The 17843-nt window shown below is 70.9% G+C and carries 11 protein-coding genes; 4 read left to right on the top strand and 7 right to left on the bottom strand.

What is annotated here, in order from left to right:
* Window positions 1-179 precede the first annotated feature (179 nt).
* Entirely contained in the window at window positions 180-8831 is an 8652-nt protein-coding gene (locus tag C4V41_RS02115; RefSeq protein ID WP_146103493.1) for a SpvB/TcaC N-terminal domain-containing protein, read from the top strand.
* Between the two features lie 20 nt (window positions 8832-8851).
* Here C4V41_RS02115 and C4V41_RS02110 read toward each other — a convergent pair whose 3' ends face one another.
* Window positions 8852-9025: a hypothetical protein gene (locus tag C4V41_RS02110; RefSeq protein WP_235029860.1), complete on the bottom strand. Its 174-nt coding sequence runs from the start codon at window positions 9023-9025 to the stop codon at window positions 8852-8854.
* A 54-nt stretch (window positions 9026-9079) separates the two neighbouring features.
* Between C4V41_RS02110 and C4V41_RS02105 the strand changes: the two genes are divergently transcribed.
* Both C4V41_RS02105 and C4V41_RS02095 read left to right on the top strand, forming a co-directional pair.
* Window positions 9080-9274, top strand: a complete 195-nt coding sequence (locus C4V41_RS02105; RefSeq protein ID WP_200823784.1) for a hypothetical protein — start codon at window positions 9080-9082, stop codon at window positions 9272-9274.
* 242 nt (window positions 9275-9516) lie between these two features.
* Window positions 9517-10341 carry a trypsin-like serine peptidase gene (locus C4V41_RS02095; RefSeq protein ID WP_146103492.1) on the top strand — a complete coding sequence of 275 codons (825 nt, stop codon included), beginning with the start codon at window positions 9517-9519 and terminating at the stop codon, window positions 10339-10341.
* 43 nt (window positions 10342-10384) lie between these two features.
* On the opposite strand, the gene C4V41_RS02090 is transcribed toward C4V41_RS02095, so the two are convergent.
* From C4V41_RS02090 to C4V41_RS02080, 3 genes are read right to left on the bottom strand one after another with little or no spacing between them, the layout of a single operon-like run.
* Window positions 10385-11272 (bottom strand): Gfo/Idh/MocA family protein, encoded by an 888-nt coding sequence (locus C4V41_RS02090; protein WP_103953990.1) that lies wholly within the window; start codon window positions 11270-11272, stop codon window positions 10385-10387.
* On the bottom strand, window positions 11269-12180 hold the full coding sequence (locus C4V41_RS02085; RefSeq protein WP_103953989.1) for an NAD-dependent epimerase/dehydratase family protein: 912 nt from the start codon (window positions 12178-12180) through the stop codon (window positions 11269-11271). Before C4V41_RS02085 ends, C4V41_RS02090 begins: the two co-directional genes overlap by 4 nt.
* Window positions 12181-12182: 2 nt before the next feature.
* A complete protein-coding gene (locus C4V41_RS02080) occupies window positions 12183-12527 on the bottom strand; it encodes a YrdB family protein (protein ID WP_103953988.1) in 345 nt (114 codons plus the stop codon).
* A gap of 103 nt (window positions 12528-12630) precedes the next feature.
* Between C4V41_RS02080 and C4V41_RS02075 the strand changes: the two genes are divergently transcribed.
* Window positions 12631-13323 carry a TetR/AcrR family transcriptional regulator gene (locus tag C4V41_RS02075; protein WP_103953987.1) on the top strand — a complete coding sequence of 231 codons (693 nt, stop codon included), beginning with the start codon at window positions 12631-12633 and terminating at the stop codon, window positions 13321-13323.
* A 158-nt stretch (window positions 13324-13481) separates the two neighbouring features.
* Here C4V41_RS02075 and C4V41_RS02070 read toward each other — a convergent pair whose 3' ends face one another.
* From C4V41_RS02070 to C4V41_RS02060, 3 genes are read right to left on the bottom strand one after another with little or no spacing between them, the layout of a single operon-like run.
* Entirely contained in the window at window positions 13482-14069 is a 588-nt protein-coding gene (locus C4V41_RS02070; RefSeq protein WP_103953986.1) for a TetR/AcrR family transcriptional regulator, read from the bottom strand.
* 10 nt (window positions 14070-14079) lie between these two features.
* Window positions 14080-16443 (bottom strand): PEP/pyruvate-binding domain-containing protein, encoded by a 2364-nt coding sequence (locus C4V41_RS02065; RefSeq protein WP_103953985.1) that lies wholly within the window; start codon window positions 16441-16443, stop codon window positions 14080-14082.
* Window positions 16440-17822: an MDR family MFS transporter gene (locus tag C4V41_RS02060; RefSeq protein ID WP_103953984.1), complete on the bottom strand. Its 1383-nt coding sequence runs from the start codon at window positions 17820-17822 to the stop codon at window positions 16440-16442. The genes C4V41_RS02065 and C4V41_RS02060 overlap by 4 nt, the downstream gene beginning before the upstream one ends.
* Between the last annotated feature and the right edge of the window lie 21 nt (window positions 17823-17843).

The following is a 17843-nucleotide window of genomic DNA, read 5'->3' as shown; positions in this document are numbered from 1 at the left end:
GGCGACCGGGAGTGGGCAGGCGACCGACCCATTGGGTTTTACAAAGCACTCGCACTACTGGACAGCGGTGATCGCGAGTGTTTATCTGTATTACGCGGTAATGATCATTTATGCCGCCTTTAGTCGTCTAGCCCCGCGTTCTACGCGCATGCCCTCTTACGGTCCCGGGAGTGGTTGACGTGAACACCTTTCGTACGCGCGTCTTAGCCCTGGTCGCCTGCCTGACGCTGGTGACCTCTTGCCTGGCGTCGGGCATGCGACCCGTATCCGCCGAGACAACCCTGTCCACGAGCAACTGCGTCGCCGGCGCGGCGCCACTGGATCAGCGGAAGGCCGAGCGACCGGCGTTCCGGACGACCGCCGGCAAGGCGGCCAGAACTCTCACGCACGACGAGGCACGGCTGGAGATCGGCGCCGAGGCGCTCGGCTCGCCGACCGAGATCGGCGTGACCCCGCTCAGCGAGGCGCAGCTCCCCGCCCTGGGCGCCGGGATGGAGAACGTGACCAAGGGGCCGCGCCGCGGCTACCGTTTCACGCCGACGCCGTTCGAGTTCAAGCGCGACATCACGGTCAGCCTGCCGTACGACCCGGCGGCGCTGAAGGCCGCCGGACTCTCCCCGCAGGACGTGCGCACCTACTACTTCGACGAGAAGAGCACCTGCTGGCGTGCGCTGGAGCGGGTCTCGATCGACGAGCAGGCCGGGCTCGTGGTCTCGCGCACGAACCACTTCACCGACATGGTGAACGCGGCGGTCGTGGCGCCGGAGTCGCCCGAGCAGGTGTCGTTCGACCCCACGCAGATCAAGGGCCTGCAGGCGGCGACCCCGGCGACGGGCGTGAACCAGATCGCGCCCCCGGTGGCAGACAACCGTGGTGAGTCCCGGCTGTCGTACCCGCTCGAACTGCCGGCCGGACGGGCCGGGCTGGCCCCCTCGCTCGCCATCGCGTACTCCTCCGGCGCGACCAACGGCTGGCTCGGGCTCGGCTGGGACGTGACGATCCCGTCCATCAGCGTCGACAGCCGCTGGGGCGTGCCCCGCTACGACGCGCGGACGGAGACCGAGACCTACTCCATGATGGGCGAACAGCTCTCCCCCGTGGCACACCGGGGCACCCCGCCGCCGAGGACCGCGAACAAGGTGTTCCGGCCCCGGATCGAGGGCCGATTCGACCGCATCGTGCGCCTTGGCGACTCGCCGCGCACGTACACCTGGGAAGTCACCGACAAGGCCGGCGTCCGCCGGCTGTACGGCGGCGAGGGCGCCACGCTCGCCGACGACCAGGGCAACGTCTTCACCTGGGCGCTGCGCGAGGTGCGGGACCGCAACGACAACACGGTGCGCTACCACTACACGCAGGTCGACGACGCCGGGATCGAGGGCGGCAGCGTGACCGGCCGCGCGCTCTACCCGAAGAAGATCACCTACACCGGCCGGGGGAACGCGGAAGGCCCGTACGCGGTCACCTTCGTCCGGGACCGTGAGCTGGGCGAACCGCGCCGCAGCGACGTGAGCGTCACGGCACGCGGCGGCTTCAAGCAGGTCACGGCCGACCTGCTGCGCCGCGTCGAGGTCACCCTGAACGGCGAGCCGGTGCGCGCCTACGAGCTGACCTACACCAAGGGCGCCTTCCTCAAGACGCTGCTGAGCTCGGTCAAGCAGTTCGACGCCGACGGCAAGGCGTTCACCGCCCACGAGTTCGGCTATTTCGACGACATCAGGGACGCCTCCGGCGCCTACCAGGCGTTCGCGAAGGTCGACTGGACCTCGCCCGACGACAACGTGGTCAGCGGCGCGGTCGACGCGATCAACGACGGCGCCGGCGAGGCGGGCGCGATCAACGGCAACGCCTCCACCGGCGGCGGCGGCCACCTGTACGTCGGCTGGGGACCCAGGCGCAGCAAGTCAGGATCGATCGGGGTGAAGGCGGGCTACAGCAGATCGTCGGACAAGGGGCTGCTGGCCCTGCTCGACGTGGACGGCGACCACCTGCCCGACAAGGTCTTCCAGAACGGCGGCGGGTTCGGCTTCCGCAAGAACCTGGCCAGGCCGGGCGGGCAGCCGAGGTTCGCCGCCGAGATCACCCCGCTGCAGAACCTGCCGGGCATCCTGGGCGAGAACGCCAGCACCCGCACCGTCGGCGCCGAGGCCTACCCCGGCGCCGGCGCCCTGCAGCTCAACTACGTCGACACCATCTCCACCACCGGCCGCTACTTCAGCGACGTCAACGGAGACGGCATCCCGGACCTGGTCAACGGCGGCGCGGTGCTGTTCGGCCGGGTGGCGGCGAACGGGGCCGTGGCCTACGGCGCCGCCGCGGACACCCCGGTCCCGATCGGGTCCAGCACGGTGGCCGCGAACGGCCTGCTGCCGGACTACACCGAGGACGCGGAGCGGCGGGCGGCCTCCTTCCCCCTGGTGGACAGCGTCCGCCGGTGGACGGCGCCCTACACCGGGACCGTGGGGATCAGCGGCGCGGTCACGCTGAAGCCGGCCACGCAGCCACGGCCCGACTTCGCCGAGCCCGACGGCGTCCGCGTCGCGATCCAGCGCGAGGGCACCGAGCTGTGGGCGGCCGAGATCGCCACCGGCGACCACGGGCAGCACGCCCCGGCCGGGGTGGACGCGGTCCAGGTCGAGCGGGGCCAGCACCTGTACTTCCGGGTCGGCTCGGTGATGGACGGCGCGGACGACCTGGTCGCGTGGGATCCGAAGATCACCTACACCGGCCTGACCGGCGACGACGCCAACGGCCTGCCCGTCTCCACCTACCAGGCTTCCGAGGACTTCACCCTGGCCGGCCGGGCGGCGCTGGCCACCGCCCCGGCCGACGGCACCCTGCGGCTCGGCGGCGCGATCACGAAGAAGGCCGCCACCAGCGACGACGTCACCGTGCTCGTCACCCGCGAGGGCGAGGTCGTCTTCGAGAAGAAGGTCGACGCCGCCTTCACCGGGGAGATCCCGGTGGCGGGCGAGTTCGCGGTCAGCACCGGGCAGGAGCTGGCGTGGCGGATCGCGGTGGACTCCCCCATCGACGTGACGGTGCTGGAATGGGCGCCCACCGCCCAGTACACCTCCGAGGACGGGCGGCCGTTCTCGGTGCCGTACGACATCGACACCTATGTGGCGGGCGGCGACCAGCCGGTGCGGCCGTTCGCCGTGGCGGCCGCGGGGCGGCTCTCCGTCACGCCCGCCCTGACGGTGGCCGACGGGACGAGCGGGACGGTGGTCTTCACCGTCAAGCGGCGCAACGAGCTGCTGGCGAAGGCGACGCTCACCGCCGGCGGCACGGCCGAGGCGGTGGAGGTCGACGCGAAGGCCGGCGACGAGCTGTACTTCGACTTCACGGCCGCCGACCCGCGGCTCACCGGGAAGATCACCGGGCACACGGTGACGGTCGGCGGCGCCGAGGCCGCCTCGACCCTGCACACCAGGGCCGAGGAGGGCGTGTACGGCAGGCCGTACCGAGGCTGGGCCGCCGTCGGCTACAACGGCAACGGCGCGCGCGCCGAGCAGCCGATCAAGCAGGCGGACCTGACCGACGTCAGCGACGTCAAGGCGCAGTTGCCCGAACGCGTCGACCCGCAGGCCGACCGCGCCGCGTTCGAGCGGGACCCGAGGATCACCCCGCCGAACGCGATCCTCTTCGCGCCCGACCCCGCGACCGGGCGCTGGGGCGCCGGCGAGTTCAACTGGGTCGCCGCCGCGGAGGTGTCCAGCTCCCGGCTGGGCGGTCAGTCCATCGGGCTGCCCACCGCGGCGAGCCTGGCCGAGGTACGCGCCGTGCCGAGGATCTCGCGCACCGAGCAGATCTCCCTGACCGGCAACGTCGGCGGTGACGTGGGCACCGTGGGCGGCAGCATCGCCGAGGGCACCTCCACCGGCGAGCTGGACTACCTCGACATGAACGGCGACGGCTTCCCCGACGTGGTCGGCAGCGGCGGCGTGCAGTACACCGACCCGACCGGCGTGCTCGGCGCCACCCGGGGCGAGCTGCCCGGCGGGATCCGCTCCTCGTCGCAGAAGGTCGGCAACGCGGGCGCGGGCAGCGCGGCCCGTACGATCACGACCGGCCGCGGCCATGCCGCGCCCCCGGCCTCGACCACGTCCAACACCGCCAACGCCGGCAACGACCTGCCGCCGCTGGGCATCGGCGGCGACCTGGGCAGCGGCAAGAGCGAGGGCAAGAGCGACCTGCTCGACATCAACGCCGACGGCCTGCCCGACCGGGTCTCCTCCGACGGGAAGGTGGCGCTCAACCTGGGCTACCGGTTCGCCGCGCCGGAGCCGTGGCCCGGGGTGACGCTCAACGACGGCCGTAGCGCCAACCGCGGGCTCAGGATCGGCTTCAACACCGACTTCTACGGCCTGGCCGGCGGCGCCTCGTTCAGCCAGGGCGACAGCACCACGAGGAAGTCGCTGGCCGACGTCAACGGCGACGGCCTGGCCGACCAGGTGAGCGCGGGCAATCCGATCAAGGTCGCGCTGAACACGGGGACCGGCTTCGCCGATCCGGTCGACTTCCACGGCAGCCTGACCGGCATCAACGCCGACAGCAACGCCAAGGTCGGCGGCGGGCTGTACTTCTCCATCAAGATCCCGATCGCCTTCGGATTAGGCGGATATATCATCATCAACCCTGGCGCGGACGTCTCCACCGGCGCGTCGAGAGCGGCGCAGAGCCTGCGCGACCTGGACGGCGACGGTTTCACCGACCACCTCGCCTCGACCAAGGACAACGAGCTGACGGTCGCCGCGAACCAGACCGGCCGCACCAACCTGCTCAAGACCGTCAAGCGGCCGCTCGGATCGTCGATCGAGCTCGGCTACGCCCGCGCGGGCAACACCTACGCCCAGCCTCAGTCGCAGTGGGTGCTGAGCTCGGTCAAGACCTCCGACGGCCTGGCCGGCGACGGCCCCGACGTCCAGCACACGGCCTTCAGCTACGCGGACGGCGTACAGGACCGGCTGGAGCGGGAGTTCCTCGGCTACGGCAGGCTCGTCACCACGCAGCTCGACCGGTCGGGCAAGGCGCTCAGGAGCACCACCTCGACGTTCGACACCAGCGGTTTCCACACGCGCGGCCTGCTCCTCAGCGAGAGCCTGGCCGACGGCGCGGGCAAGCCGTTCACCAGGACCGAGAACACCTACGACGTCCGCGACCTGGGCGGCGGCACCCGGTTCCCGCAGCTCACGCGGGTCGAGGCCAGCTGGTTCGAGGGCCAGGCGCAGGCCGGCAAGCAGACCAGGACCGAGATGTCGTACGACGAGCTCGGCAACCTGACCAAGAAGATCGAGTACGGCGAGCCGGGCACGGGCGACGACGTCGAGACCGTCACCGGCTACACCACGTGCGCCGACACCCACATCGTCGGCGTGCCACGGACGCTCCAGGTCCGCGGCGGGGGCAAGGTCATGCGCCGCGCGGACTCCACCGTGGACTGCCGGACCGGCAACGTCACCCAGCACCGGGCCCTGCTGGCCGACAACACCGCCGCGGTCACCGACCTGACCTACCATCCCACCGGCACGATCGCGACGCGCACCTCGCCACAGAACCACCGCGCGCAGCGCTACCGGCTGTCCTACACCTACGACGACGTGATCGGCAATTACGTCACCGCCACCACCGACAGCTTCGGCCTCACCTCGTCGGCCACCTATGACCTGCGGTTCGGCACGCAGCTCACCGCCGTGGACGTCAACGGGCAGCGGCAGGAGAGCACCTATGACGCGGCCGGCCGGCTGACGTCGTTGACCGGCCCGCTCGAGCGCGGCTGGTGGCGGCCCACGATCGGCATCGAGTACCACCACGACGCGACCGTGCCCTACGCCGTCACCCGGCACCTGGACCGGAAGGCGGGCGGCGTCGTGGAGCTCGACACCATCGACACGATCACCTTCACCGACGGGCTGGGGCGTACCGTCCAGACCAAGAAGGACGCGACGCTGGACGGCACCGAGGCCATGACCGTCTCGGGCCGGATCGTCTTCGACGAGTTCGGCCGCGCCGTCAAGCAGTACTACCCGACCAGCGAGCGGAAGGGCACCGCCAACACCACCTTCGCCGCGGGCTTCGACACCGTGCGGCCCACGGTGACCGACTACGACGTGCTGGACCGCACGGTCAGGTCGCAGCTCCCGGACGAGAGCGTGACCACCACCGCCTACGGGTTCGGGAACGACCGGGCGGGCGTCCGCCAGTTCGAGATGGCCGTCACCGACGCCAAGGGCAACGTGCGGCGCTCCTACGTCGACGTCAGCCAGCGGACCACCGCCGTGCGCGAGCCGGGGGCCAAGGCCACCGACCCGCCCATCTGGACCGGCTACGCCTTCGACCCGCTGGGCCAGATCGTCACCGTCACCGACGACCGCGGCAACCGCACCCTGTCCAACTACGACGACCTGGGCCGCAGGACCGCGATCAGCACCCCGGACGGCGGCACCACCACGACCGTGTACGACCCGGCGGGCAACCCGGTCCGCGAGGTCACGGCCAACCTGGCCAAGCGCCCGGCGGCGGTCACCTACACCTACGACCAGAACCGGCTGACGGAGATCAACTACCCGGTCTTCACCGGCAACAACGTGCGCTACACCTATGGCGCGGCGGGCGCGCCGGGCAACACGGCCGGCCGGGTGAGCAAGATCCAGGACGGCGCGGGTGAGGTCGCCCGCGAGTACGGCCCGCTGGGCGAGGTCACGAAGGAGACCCGCACGGTGCGCGGCCCGTACTACCGCGACTTCACCACGGCCTACAGCTACGACAGCTTCGGCCGCGTGCTCCAGCTCACCTACAAGGACGGCGAGGTGCTCACCTACGCCTACGACAGCGGCGGGATGATCACCTCGGCCGGCGGGTCGAAGAAGGGCAGCGAGTACTCCTACCTGAAGCGGATCGACTACGACAAGTTCGGCCAGCGGGTCGCGATGGACCTGGGCAACGGCGTGCGCACCACGTTCGCCTACGACGCGGAGGACCGCAGGCTGGCCACCCTGAGGTCGGCGCAGCCGGGCGGCCACGTCATCCAGAAGCTGGGCTTCGGCTACGACGCCGTCGGCAACGTCACCCGTCTGCACAACGACGTCGACCTGCCGGGCCACGACGACCATTCCCGGCTGAACGGCCCCACCACCCAGACCTTCACCTACGACAACCTCTACCGGCTCACCGCCGCCACCGGCGCGTACCGGTACACGCCTGATCAGACCGACACGTACACGCTGTCGATGGCGTACGACACCATCCACAACCTGACCCGCAAGGCCCAGGACCACAGGCTCGTCGTCGAGAACCAGCCCGACCAGCCCCAGCCGGACACCACCTACGTCCAGCCCTACACCTACGCCGCCGGCAAGGCGCACACCACCAAGACGGTCGGTGACGTCGAGCTGACCTATGACGCGAACGGCAACCTGACCGACCGCGTCACCCCGCGCGGCGGCCAGCGCAGACAGCTCATCTGGGACGAGGAGAACCGCCTGGCCTGCGTCCACGACGACTCCAGGTTCATCCCGCAGCCGCAGGACGCCACCGGGTGCGCCAAGGCGGAGCAGCCGCCGACCGTCCGCTTCGCCTACGACGACCAGGGCACGCGCGTGGTCAAGGACGGGGCGCAGATCAGCCTCTATCCGAACCAGTTCTACACGACCCGCGGGCACGCCGAGTTCAAGCACGTCTTCGTGGCCGGCACCAGGATCGTCTCGAAGACCATGAAGGCGGACGACACCTTCGAGAACGACCAGTTCTTCTACCAGAGCGACCATCTCGGCTCGACCGCGTACGGCACCGACAGGGAGGGGAAGGTCTCCCAGCACCTTGAGTACTTCCCGACCGGGGAGACCTGGGTCGACGCGCGCTCGGACGACCAGACCCTCTACCAGTTCACCGGCAAGGAGCTCGACGCCGAGACCGGCTTCACCTACCACGGGGCCCGCTACTACGACCCCAGGATGAGCCAGTGGCAGTCCGCGGACCCGGCGGCCGGCTCCTACCTGGACGGCAAACCGAACGGCGGTGTGTTCCGCAGCGCCAACCTGGCCGGGTACAGCTACGCCGCCAACGACCCGGTCGGCCGCTTCGACCCGAGCGGCAACTGGGAGGAGGTCGGGCACCAGTGGACGACACAGGCCGCCGCCCTGGCCGCGGGGCTCCCCTCACAGGTGTCGTACGACCTCGGCAAGGCCGCCTTCGCTCCGGACCTCGACAGCCGCGTGGCGACGAGCTGGTCCTCGTTGTGGAACCAGAACGACCCCGCCGGGCACTTCCAGAGCACTCACCTGTTGAACAGGAGGAACGCGCTGGAGACCCAGAGGGCGGCGGGTGACGACGTCCGGGCGGTCGTCGAGGACATGGACATCACCACACGTATCCCGGTGGTTCCCCACATGGTCCATCCGTTCACCGGAGGCACTATCGTGCTTCCGCCCGACATGTTCAAGAAGTTGTTCCCGCCCAGGTTCTCGGCGGCGCAGGAGAACGCCCTGCACGCCTTCGGCGACGCCTACTCCCACGTCGATTTCAGCACTGCGATGGATCCCCTCTGCCCGTGCATGTTCGGCGTGCCCGCCGGCCACGTGACGTTCTGGGGCGCTATCACGTTCTCGACGGGCGAGGTGGACAATCCGCACACGAACCCCGTCCAGTACCGGCGGTGGCTCGGCGCGGTGTACGACGCCTTCCGCTACCGCGCGAGCAAGGAAGGGCTCACGCCGAGGATGTCGAAGTACGACTTCGTCGAGTCGATGATGCGCGACGTGGCGGGGAAGCCGGACCCCGCCGAGCAGAAGCGAGCCCTGCAAGACCACATCAAGCGGATGGACCAGCAATAACGGATCTGGTGGGGGCGCTCTCAGTGCCGCGGCTCGGCGTAGTCGAGCGCCTCCACCAGGCTCTCCAGGTCGCGCATGAGCTGCTCGGTGCGCTCGCGCCCGAACGCCGGCCCGATCACCCCCTGCTGCTCGGCCACCGTACCGTCCACCCGGGCGAGCAACTCGGCCCCCCGATCGGAGACGAACACCGCCACCGCGGGCCACCGCGTTCGCCGGCAGGCACTGGCTGTCGGTGCTACGCGACCCTGGTGGTGGCCGGGCTCTCGCTGGTCATCGGCATCTTCATGAGCACCAGGACCACCGGCCTCGGCGAGCTGACCTCGCTGGTCAACTTCGGCGCGCTGACCGCCTTCCTGCTGCTGCACGTCTCGGTGGTCGTGCACTACGTGGCCAGGCAGCGGAGCCGGAACTGCACGACCTGGTCACCTGGACCCCGGAGCTGACCGGGCTGGACGCCCTGGACGCCTACCAGCTCGTCAGCCAGGCCGGGCAGGCGCCGGTCGGGAACGTGTGCGACACCAACTACACGATGGTCGCCAAGGTGCCCAAGGCGTGTCTGGGCGAGACCGGCGTGTACGAGGGGGCGCACGCCCGGCTGCGGGCCCTCGGTTCCGCGTACACAAGTTAGGGTAAACCTTGATGTCGCAGGTCAGGGCACTGATCATCTTCGTCTTAGAGTGGGAAGGTGCTCAGGTTGGTGCTGTCTCTGGTCCTGCTCGACCCGGCCGCCGTCACCGAGGTGTCGCAGCGCAACGTGCCGATGCCCCGCGTGCTGACCCCTGACGGCGACCGCCTGGGCTACGCGCCGGTCCCGCGTCCCTATACGGGGGCGCGGCGGCTGACCGGGGTGCTGCTCGGCCGCGATCCGGTCACCAGGTCGGACGTGCTGTGCGGCGGCACGGTGATCGGTTCGCGCAGCCGCAGCCTGGTGCTGACGGCGGCGCACTGCCTCTTCCACGACGGGCGGCCGCTCAAGCACCTGGCGTTCCTGCCCGGCTACGACCGGGGGCGGCCGCCGCTGGGGGTCTGGCCGGTGGTCCGTACGTGGGTCCCGGGGAAGTGGAGCGGGCGGGCGTTCTCGACGGAGCTGCTGCCGTACGACGTGGGCCTGGTCGGCGTCGTGAGCCGCAAGCGCCCGCTGGAGGCCGTGACCGGGCGGGGCCTGCCGGCGATGCCCACCACCAGGGGCACCCAGCTCCGCGGCCTCGAACTGCTCGGCTACCCGGCGGGCAAGGGCTACCCCGGCACCGAGATGTACCGCTGCCTGGGCGACACCGTCGAAGGGATCTCCCAGGGGCCGGGGGTGATGGTCACCCGCAACTGCCACGCCGCGGCGGGCGGCAGCGGCGGCCCCGCCCTGTACGGCGGCGCGGTGGCGGGCGTCGTGTCGTCCTCCAGCCCGCTGAACGACACCAAGGGCTACACCGTGCTGACCCGGCTGGGGGGCGGGCCGTTCCAGCGGATGTTCGCCAGGGCCGACCGGGTCATGCGGCTCAGGCAGCCCTCGTAGAGAAGGCTCAGGCGGTCTGGGCGACTCGCGGACGGCGCGGGGCTCAGGCGGCCTGGGCGACGATCTCCTCGCAGATGGCGTGGGTGGCGAGGGCGTCGTCGGCGTCGACGCGGCGGCCGTCGCGGACGGCGGTGAGGAACTCCAGGCAGATCTGCTCGATGCCGCGCTGCCGGGCGACCGGCACCCAGTCGGGCCGCCTGGCCAGCAGCTCGCCGCCCCGGTAGTCGACGACGTCGCCGAGGTTGACCACGCGGCGCTTGGCGCCGTCGCCCATGGCCTCGCAGGTCTCCTCGTTCGCGCCGCTCATCCGGTTCATGACGCCGAGCGCGGTGAAGCCGTCGCCGGACAGCTCCAGGACGATGTGCTCGATCAGGCCGTCCTTGACGCGGGTCCTGATCGTGGTGCCGGTGACCTGGCCGGGGGCGAGGAACCTGAGGGTGTCCACCACGTGCACGAAGTCGTCGAAGACCGCCCGGCGCGGGGTGTCCGGGAGGTTGTCGCGGTTCTTCTGCATGACGACGAGGTGGCGGGGGTGAGCGGCGAGTTCGGCGTACCCGGGCGCGTGGCGGCGGTTGAAGCCGACCATCAGGGATCGGTCCGCCGCCTTCGCGAGGCCGGCGAGGTGCTCGGACTCGGCCAGCGTGTAGGCGATCGGCTTGTCGACGTAGACGTGGATCCCGGCGTCGAGCAGCGACTCGACGATCTCCGGGTGGGCGTCGGTGGCGGCGTGCACGAACGCCGCGTCGGCCCCGGCCTTGACCACCTCGTCCACGCTGCTCGACCGGCGGGCGATCCGGTAGGTGTCGCCGAGCCGGTCGAGCCGGGCCGTGTTGCGGGTACAGAGGTGCAGGTCGAGACCGGGCTGAGCGGCGAGGACGGGGAGGTATGCCTTCTCCGCGATGTCGCCCAGGCCGATCATGGCTATCTTCACGCCCCGAGCGTAGCTTTGAACGCCTCGTCGATCGGGGTAGGCGCGACGCCGAACGTGCGCTGGAAGGCCGAGGAGTCGAGCACGAAGGGCGCGGTGAACTGGTAGCGGACGTGCTTGAGCTCGCGCATCATGGGCGAGAACAGCCCGCCGAGCCGGATGACCGGCCACGGCACCTGCGAGAACCTGGGCGCCGGCCGGCCGAGCAGCTCGGCCATCCGTGTCCCGATCCCCCGGAACGTCAGGGGTTCCGCCGTGGGCACGTGCCAGGGGCGGCCCCAGGCCCGCTCGTCGGTGCCGGCCGTGATCAGCGCGTCGGCCACGTCGGGCAGGTAGGTGAAGCTGTGCGGCACGTCACCCGGCCAGATGAGCTGCACGCTCTTGCCCGCCTTGAGCGGGACGATGAAGCGGTCGCCCAGGTAGGACTGGTCGGTGGCGCCAGGGCCGAAGTAGTCGGAGCCGCGCACCTCGGTCGCCCTGATCCGGCCGGCCTCGTGCGCGGCCAGCGCGTCGTCCCACATCTTCGCCCGTACCCGGAACTTGGGGTTGGGCGAGGACAGCGGCAGGTCCTCGGTCATCGGGACGGAGACGGGACCGTACGCGTAGAGGTTGCCCAGCATCACCAGCACGGCGCCGCTCGACTCGGCGGCGGCCAGGAACGACGCGGCCATCGGCGGCCAGTCGGTGAGCCAGCGGTGATACTGCGGGTTGACGCAGTTGTACAGGACGTCGGCGCCCTTGGTGACCTCGATCAGGCGGGCCTGGTCCGCGATGTCGGCGGCCACCTTGACCGCCCCTTCCGGACCGCTGCCCGAGCGGGTCACGACGGTGACCTCGTGACCCTGGGCGACGAGCTTGGCGGCCACGTGCGAGCCGACCTGGCCGGAACCGACGACAACGTGCTTACCCATGATCAGACCTGCTTCCAGACGATGCGGAGGACGGCGTTGAGGACGAAGACTGCGAAGAAGACGACGGCGGAGGTCGTCAGGCCGGAGGCGTAGTGCGCCAGGGCGCCGCCGCCGAACCAGAGGATCTCCAGCGCGGCGCGGGCCAGGCCGGTGAGCGGAAACGTGGCGTTCGCGCCGCCGCCCGCTCCGAACAGCGCCCACGCGGCGATGAACAGCGCGGGGCCGCCCAGCCCGGCGAGAACCTTGATCACCCAGTGGGGGCTGACCGTGAAGCCCCAGTATCCCACGGAGATCAACACGCCGAGTTCCAGGAAGAACATCAGTGCGGCGTTCGCGTGCTTGGCCATTTCCGTCTCCTTCGCTTTCTGAGAGCAATGCTCTCGCAAAAGAGCACCAATCGTCAAGAGCGGTGCTCTCGTTTTTTGGCAGCGCTCTGATAACCTGCTGTTCATGACAGCCAGCCGAACCGCCAGAGAACGTGTCAGGGCCGAGCTCACCAGGGAGATCACCGATATCGCGCGCCGCCAGCTCGCCACCGACGGGGCCGGCGGACTGTCCCTGCGGGCGGTGGCGCGGGAGATGGGCATGGTCTCCTCGGCCATCTACCGCTATTTCCCGAGCCGCGACGACCTGCTGACCGCCTTGATCATCGACGGCTACAACGCCCTGGGCGAGGCCGTCGAGCAGGCGGAGGCGGTCGTCCCCCGCGACCACTACCTGCACCGCTGGCTGGCGACCTGCCACGGGGTGCGCGACTGGGCGGTGGCGCACCCGCACGAATACGCGCTGCTCTACGGCTCCCCCGTGCCCGGCTACCAGGCGCCCCAGGACACGGTCGCGGCCCGGGTGCGCGACGTCACCGTGCTGGGCCACATCATCTCGGACGCCTGGCGTGCGGGCGCGGTGCGGGCCCCTGCGGGGACGGCCCCGGAGGAGCTCGAACCGGAGGTGGCCGCGTTCCGCGACCTCATGCCGGAGGTGCCCGGCGATGTGATCTGGCACGCGCTCACGGGGTGGACCGCCCTGTACGGGTGGGTCAACTTCGAGGTGTTCGGCCAGTTCAACAACACGATCGAGAACCGGCGCGGGGCGTTCGGCCACTCGATGCGCCTGATGGCCGGGGCGATGGGACTTGCTCGGTAAGACTTACCAAGTCTTACCGAATACCTGGCACGCAGGACATCGGAGCTCGGGCGCTTCACCGACGTGGCGCTGCTCGTGCTCATCAGCCTCGGAGGAGCGGCGCAAGCCGTACCGGATCACCTCGGCCGGTTCGCTCCGCTCCCACCCCGACCGACAGCTCATGATCGTTTGAGGAGAGGGACGATGACCTCGTCCACGATCTCGACGACGAGCCGTTCGGGGATGGAGCCGTGGTGCAGGAAGTGGTGGCGCAGCAGCGCGTGCCCGGCGTCGAGGCGGCGGGGGGTGACGTCCGCCGGGTCCACCTCCCCCCGCTCGACCGCGCGGCGCACGATCTCCTCCATCATCTTCCTGGCCTTGCCCTGCGAGTTCTCCCGCATGGTGCTCAGCGGCGACTCGCCCCTGAGCGCCTCGCCGAGCAGCCCGCGCATCGCCTCTCCGGCCGGGCCCGACAGGTGCCGCGCCATGCTACTGAGCACGGCCACCAGGTCGTCGCGCAGGTTGCCCGTGTCGGGCGAGGACTCGGGGGTGGGCAGGGAGTGATAGACCGCCTCCATCACCAGCTCGATACGGGTGGGCCAGCGCCGGTAGAGCGACGCCTTGCTGGCCTTGGCGCGCTCGGCCACCCGCTCCATGGTGAGCCCGGCATAGCCGACCTCGGCCAGCTCGTCGAGCGTGGCCTGGTAGATGGCGGCGCTGAGGGCCTCGCCCCGGCGGCGTGGCAGCTTGCGGTGGTCGGTGACCATGGCATGCATCCTATGGAGCGCCGGTGACCAGACCGGTGTCGCCGTTGACGGTGACGACCTGACCGTCCCGCAGCACGGCCGTCGCCTGGCCGGTGCCCATGACGGCCGGGATGCCGTACTCCCTGGCCACGATGGCCGCGTGCGACGCCGCGCCGCCGGTGTCCACGACCACCGCCGCCGCCCGCTGGAACAGCGGCGTCCACGACGGATTCGTGTAAGGGCACACGAGCACGTCACCCGCCTCCAGCCTGCCGAACTCCTTCGGTTCCCTGATCACCTTCACCGGCCCCGTCGCGGTGCCACCACCGGCCGGAGCACCGGCGACCAGCGCGTCGCCCGTCTCGTGGACGGGGAAGACCGCGGCCGGGTCGATGAGCCGTACGCCTGACAGCTCCTCGCGCTTGACCGCCCGCGCCCTGACCGTCTCCCGCAGCCGCCCGGAGTCCGCGCACGGCAGCTCGGCCACGTCCGGAATCGCCTCCAGCTCCTCCAGCCGCAGGTGGAAGACGTCCTCCGGGCGGTCGAGCACGCCCGCGTCGCGCAGACGGCGGCCCATCTCCAGCAGCGACCTGCGCAGGACGGGCTGCGGCATCGTGAAGGAGAAGTGGCTGTCCTCACGGAACGCGACGCCCGCCCGCGCCGCCGCCACCCACCGCACGACGCGAGCACGGCGCCGCTTCGAGCGCAGGAACGGATGCCGAAGCAGCCGGTCGAGCGCGCCATCGTCCTTCTGATGCTCGGAAGGTACGCCCGCCAGGGCCCTGATCAGGCCGAGGACGGTCTCAGGGGCGTCCGCCCAGGTGGGCGGGGTGACGAGGATGGGGCTGGACGTCTCGCGGTGGCCGTATTCGTCGAGGAAGGCCGCCAGCTCGGCCGCGAAGGCCGCGGGCATCGGGTCGGCGTCCAGCGCCCCGGTGCGCTCGGCCAGCCCGGCCAGCCGGGCCAGCTCCGCGTTGGCGTCGGTGGTGCGGGTACGCGCCCCGTACAGCAGATCGGCGAACAGCTCCCGCCGGCCGAGCAGCCTGACGGCCACCAGCAGGCGCAGCAGCGCGAGCCCGGTCCCCGGCAGGTAGTCGATCCGCAGGTCCGCCACCGGCCGCACCAGGGCGAGCGCCTGCCGGGGCATCCGCAGGAGCGTCGCCCACGGCATCGCGGTCAGGTCGCGGGCGGCCAGCTCCTTGACCGCCCCCAGGTAGTCGCGGAAGCGCCGGTCCTCGGTCCACCGCGCGGGGTCGTACCTCCTGGCCTTGGCCACGAACCGGAACGGCATCCCGAGCATTCGCACGGTGGGTCGCGGCGTCGGCGGTATGAGCTGATAGACGACGCCGTCCTCCTCCCGCAGAAACCCCTCGAACGCGCCCACCACTCCGAAGCTGTCCATCACCTTGGCCATCAGCCCGGCCGGGCCGTCCGGCAACCAGGTCGACATGTCGATCGGATACGGCCGTTCCGGCAGATATTCCAGCAGGATCGTGCACAGGCGGCGCTGAATCGGGTTGAGCCGGCCCACCGGGGGCGGCGGCAGCGCGGTCATCGGCCTGGCCTGCAGCAGGTGGACGCGGCCGCCCGCGTACGCCCACTCGATGTCCTGAGGGCGCCCGAAGTGCGCGGCCACCTCCCTGCCCAGCCGCGCCAGCTCCACGAGCGCCCGCTCAGGCAACCGCTCAGGCCCAGGCCCGGCGGCGCTTTGGTGGACGACGCCCCCGCCGGCCGCGCCGCGGATGACCACCTCGCGGCGACCCGGCGTGAAGTCGGTCCGGCCCGACGGGTGGATCACGTAGTGGTCGGGCGTGACCAGGCCGGAGACGACGGCCTCGCCCAGCCCGCTACTGGCGTCGATCACGATCCTGCCGCGGTCGCCGCTGATCGGGTCGGCCGTGAACATGACGCCCGCCAGCTCCGCCTCGACCATGCGCTGCACGACCACCGCGATCCGTACCTCGGCGGCGTCGATCCCCAGCTTGGCGCGGTAGGCGATCGCGCGGTCGGTCCAGAGCGAGCCCCAGCAGCGGCGTACGGCGTCGAGCAGGTCCTGCTCCCCCACGACGTTCAGGTAGGTGTCCTGCTGACCGGCGAACGCGGCCCCGGGCAGGTCCTCGGCGGTGGCGCTCGATCGTACGGCCACGGCCCCGCCGCCGAGCTCGGCGTAGGCGCCGGCGATCGCCTGCCGCAGCTCGCCGGACGGCTGGACCTGCTCGAAGTAGGCCCGCGTGTCGTGACCCTGCGCGACCAGCTCGTAGGCGTGCGTGGTAACGACGAAGCCGTCGGGCACGGGGAAGACGTTCTGGACCAGCTCCCCCAGGTTGGCGCCCTTGCCACCGGCCAGGGCGAGGTCGCCGCGGCCGAAGGCGTTCAGGGGTGCGACGAGTTTCACTGTCTCTCCTCGGCATAAGCGGTGGTACGGAGCGGTCGCGCCGGCAGCGCCAGCGCGAGGAAGAACGCCACGGCGAACAGCGGCGCCATGGCGGCGAACACGGGCGGTACGGCCTCGGCGAAGGCGTCCCGCACGCTGTCGGGCAGGTCGGCGGGCACGGCGGTGGGCACGCCGTCGGAGAAGCGCAGCGTGATCAGCGCGCCCACCAGCGCGACCCCGGCCGACGCCCCGATCTGGCGCAGGAACGTCACCGAGGAGGTGGCGGTGCCCAGGTCGGCGTACTCGACGGCGTTCTGCGCGGCCAGCACCATGACCTGCATGACGAGCCCGACTCCGAGCCCGGTCAGCAGCATGGCCAGTGCCAGCATGAGCGGCGAGGCACCGGCGAGCCCGACCAGCCCGAGCCCTGCGGCCGCCAGGAGCGTGCCCGCGACGGGGTAGGGCTTGTACACGCCGGTCCGGGTGATCAGGCGGCCCGACACGATGGTGGTGAACAGCACGCCGCCCATGAGCGCGGTCACCAGCAGCCCGGCCTGCGTGGCGCTGGTGCGCAGCGCGATCTGCAGGTACGCCGGCATATACGTGATCGTCCCGAACAACGCGAACCCGATCAGCAGGCTGATCGTCACCGGCACCGCGAAGGCCCGGTCCTTGAACAGCCGGAGCGGCAGGATCGGGTCCTTGGCGTACCGGGCGCTCACCAGCCATCCCACGAACCCTGCCGCGGCCAGCACCAGATAGCCGGCATTCCGGGTCTGCCCCACCATGACCACCCCCACCACGGCGACGGCCAGCGTGACCGCCCCCGCGACATCGAGCGGCGCCCGTGTGACGGGCTTGGGCAACTTGAGCGTGGCACTCAGCACGGCCAGCGCCAGCAGCCCCAGCGGCGGGTAGATGGCGAAGATCCACCGCCAGCCGAACTGGTCGATGAAGAACCCGCCGATCAACGGCCCGCCCACGGCGGCCACGACGTACGCGGCCCCGATGAGCCCGAGATACCGCCCCCGCTCCCGCGGGCTGACGACCTCCCCGATGATCGCCTGCGCCCCGATCATCAGCCCGCCGCCGCCCAGCCCCTGCACCGCCCGGAAGGCGATGAACTGCGGCATCGACGTCGCCACGGCGCACAGCACGGCCCCGGTCACGAAGATCACGATGGCGACCTGCATGGTGGGCTTGCGGCCGTACCGGTCGCCGAGTTTGCCGTACACGGGCATGACGACGGTGGCGGCGACGAGATAGGCGCTGATCACGGCGGGCATCTGATCGAGCCCGCCCAGACTCCCCGCGACGGCCGGGAGGGCGGGCGCCATGATCGTCTGATCGAGCGCCCCCAGCAACATCGCCAGCATCACACCGGCCAGCACGAATCCCATCAGACCGCCCTTTAGAGAACG

It is taken from the genome of Nonomuraea solani (genome assembly GCF_900108335.1).
In the GTDB taxonomy this organism is placed as follows: Bacteria; Actinomycetota; Actinomycetes; order Streptosporangiales; family Streptosporangiaceae; genus Nonomuraea; species Nonomuraea solani.
This window is presented reverse-complemented; position numbering and strand designations above follow the sequence as displayed.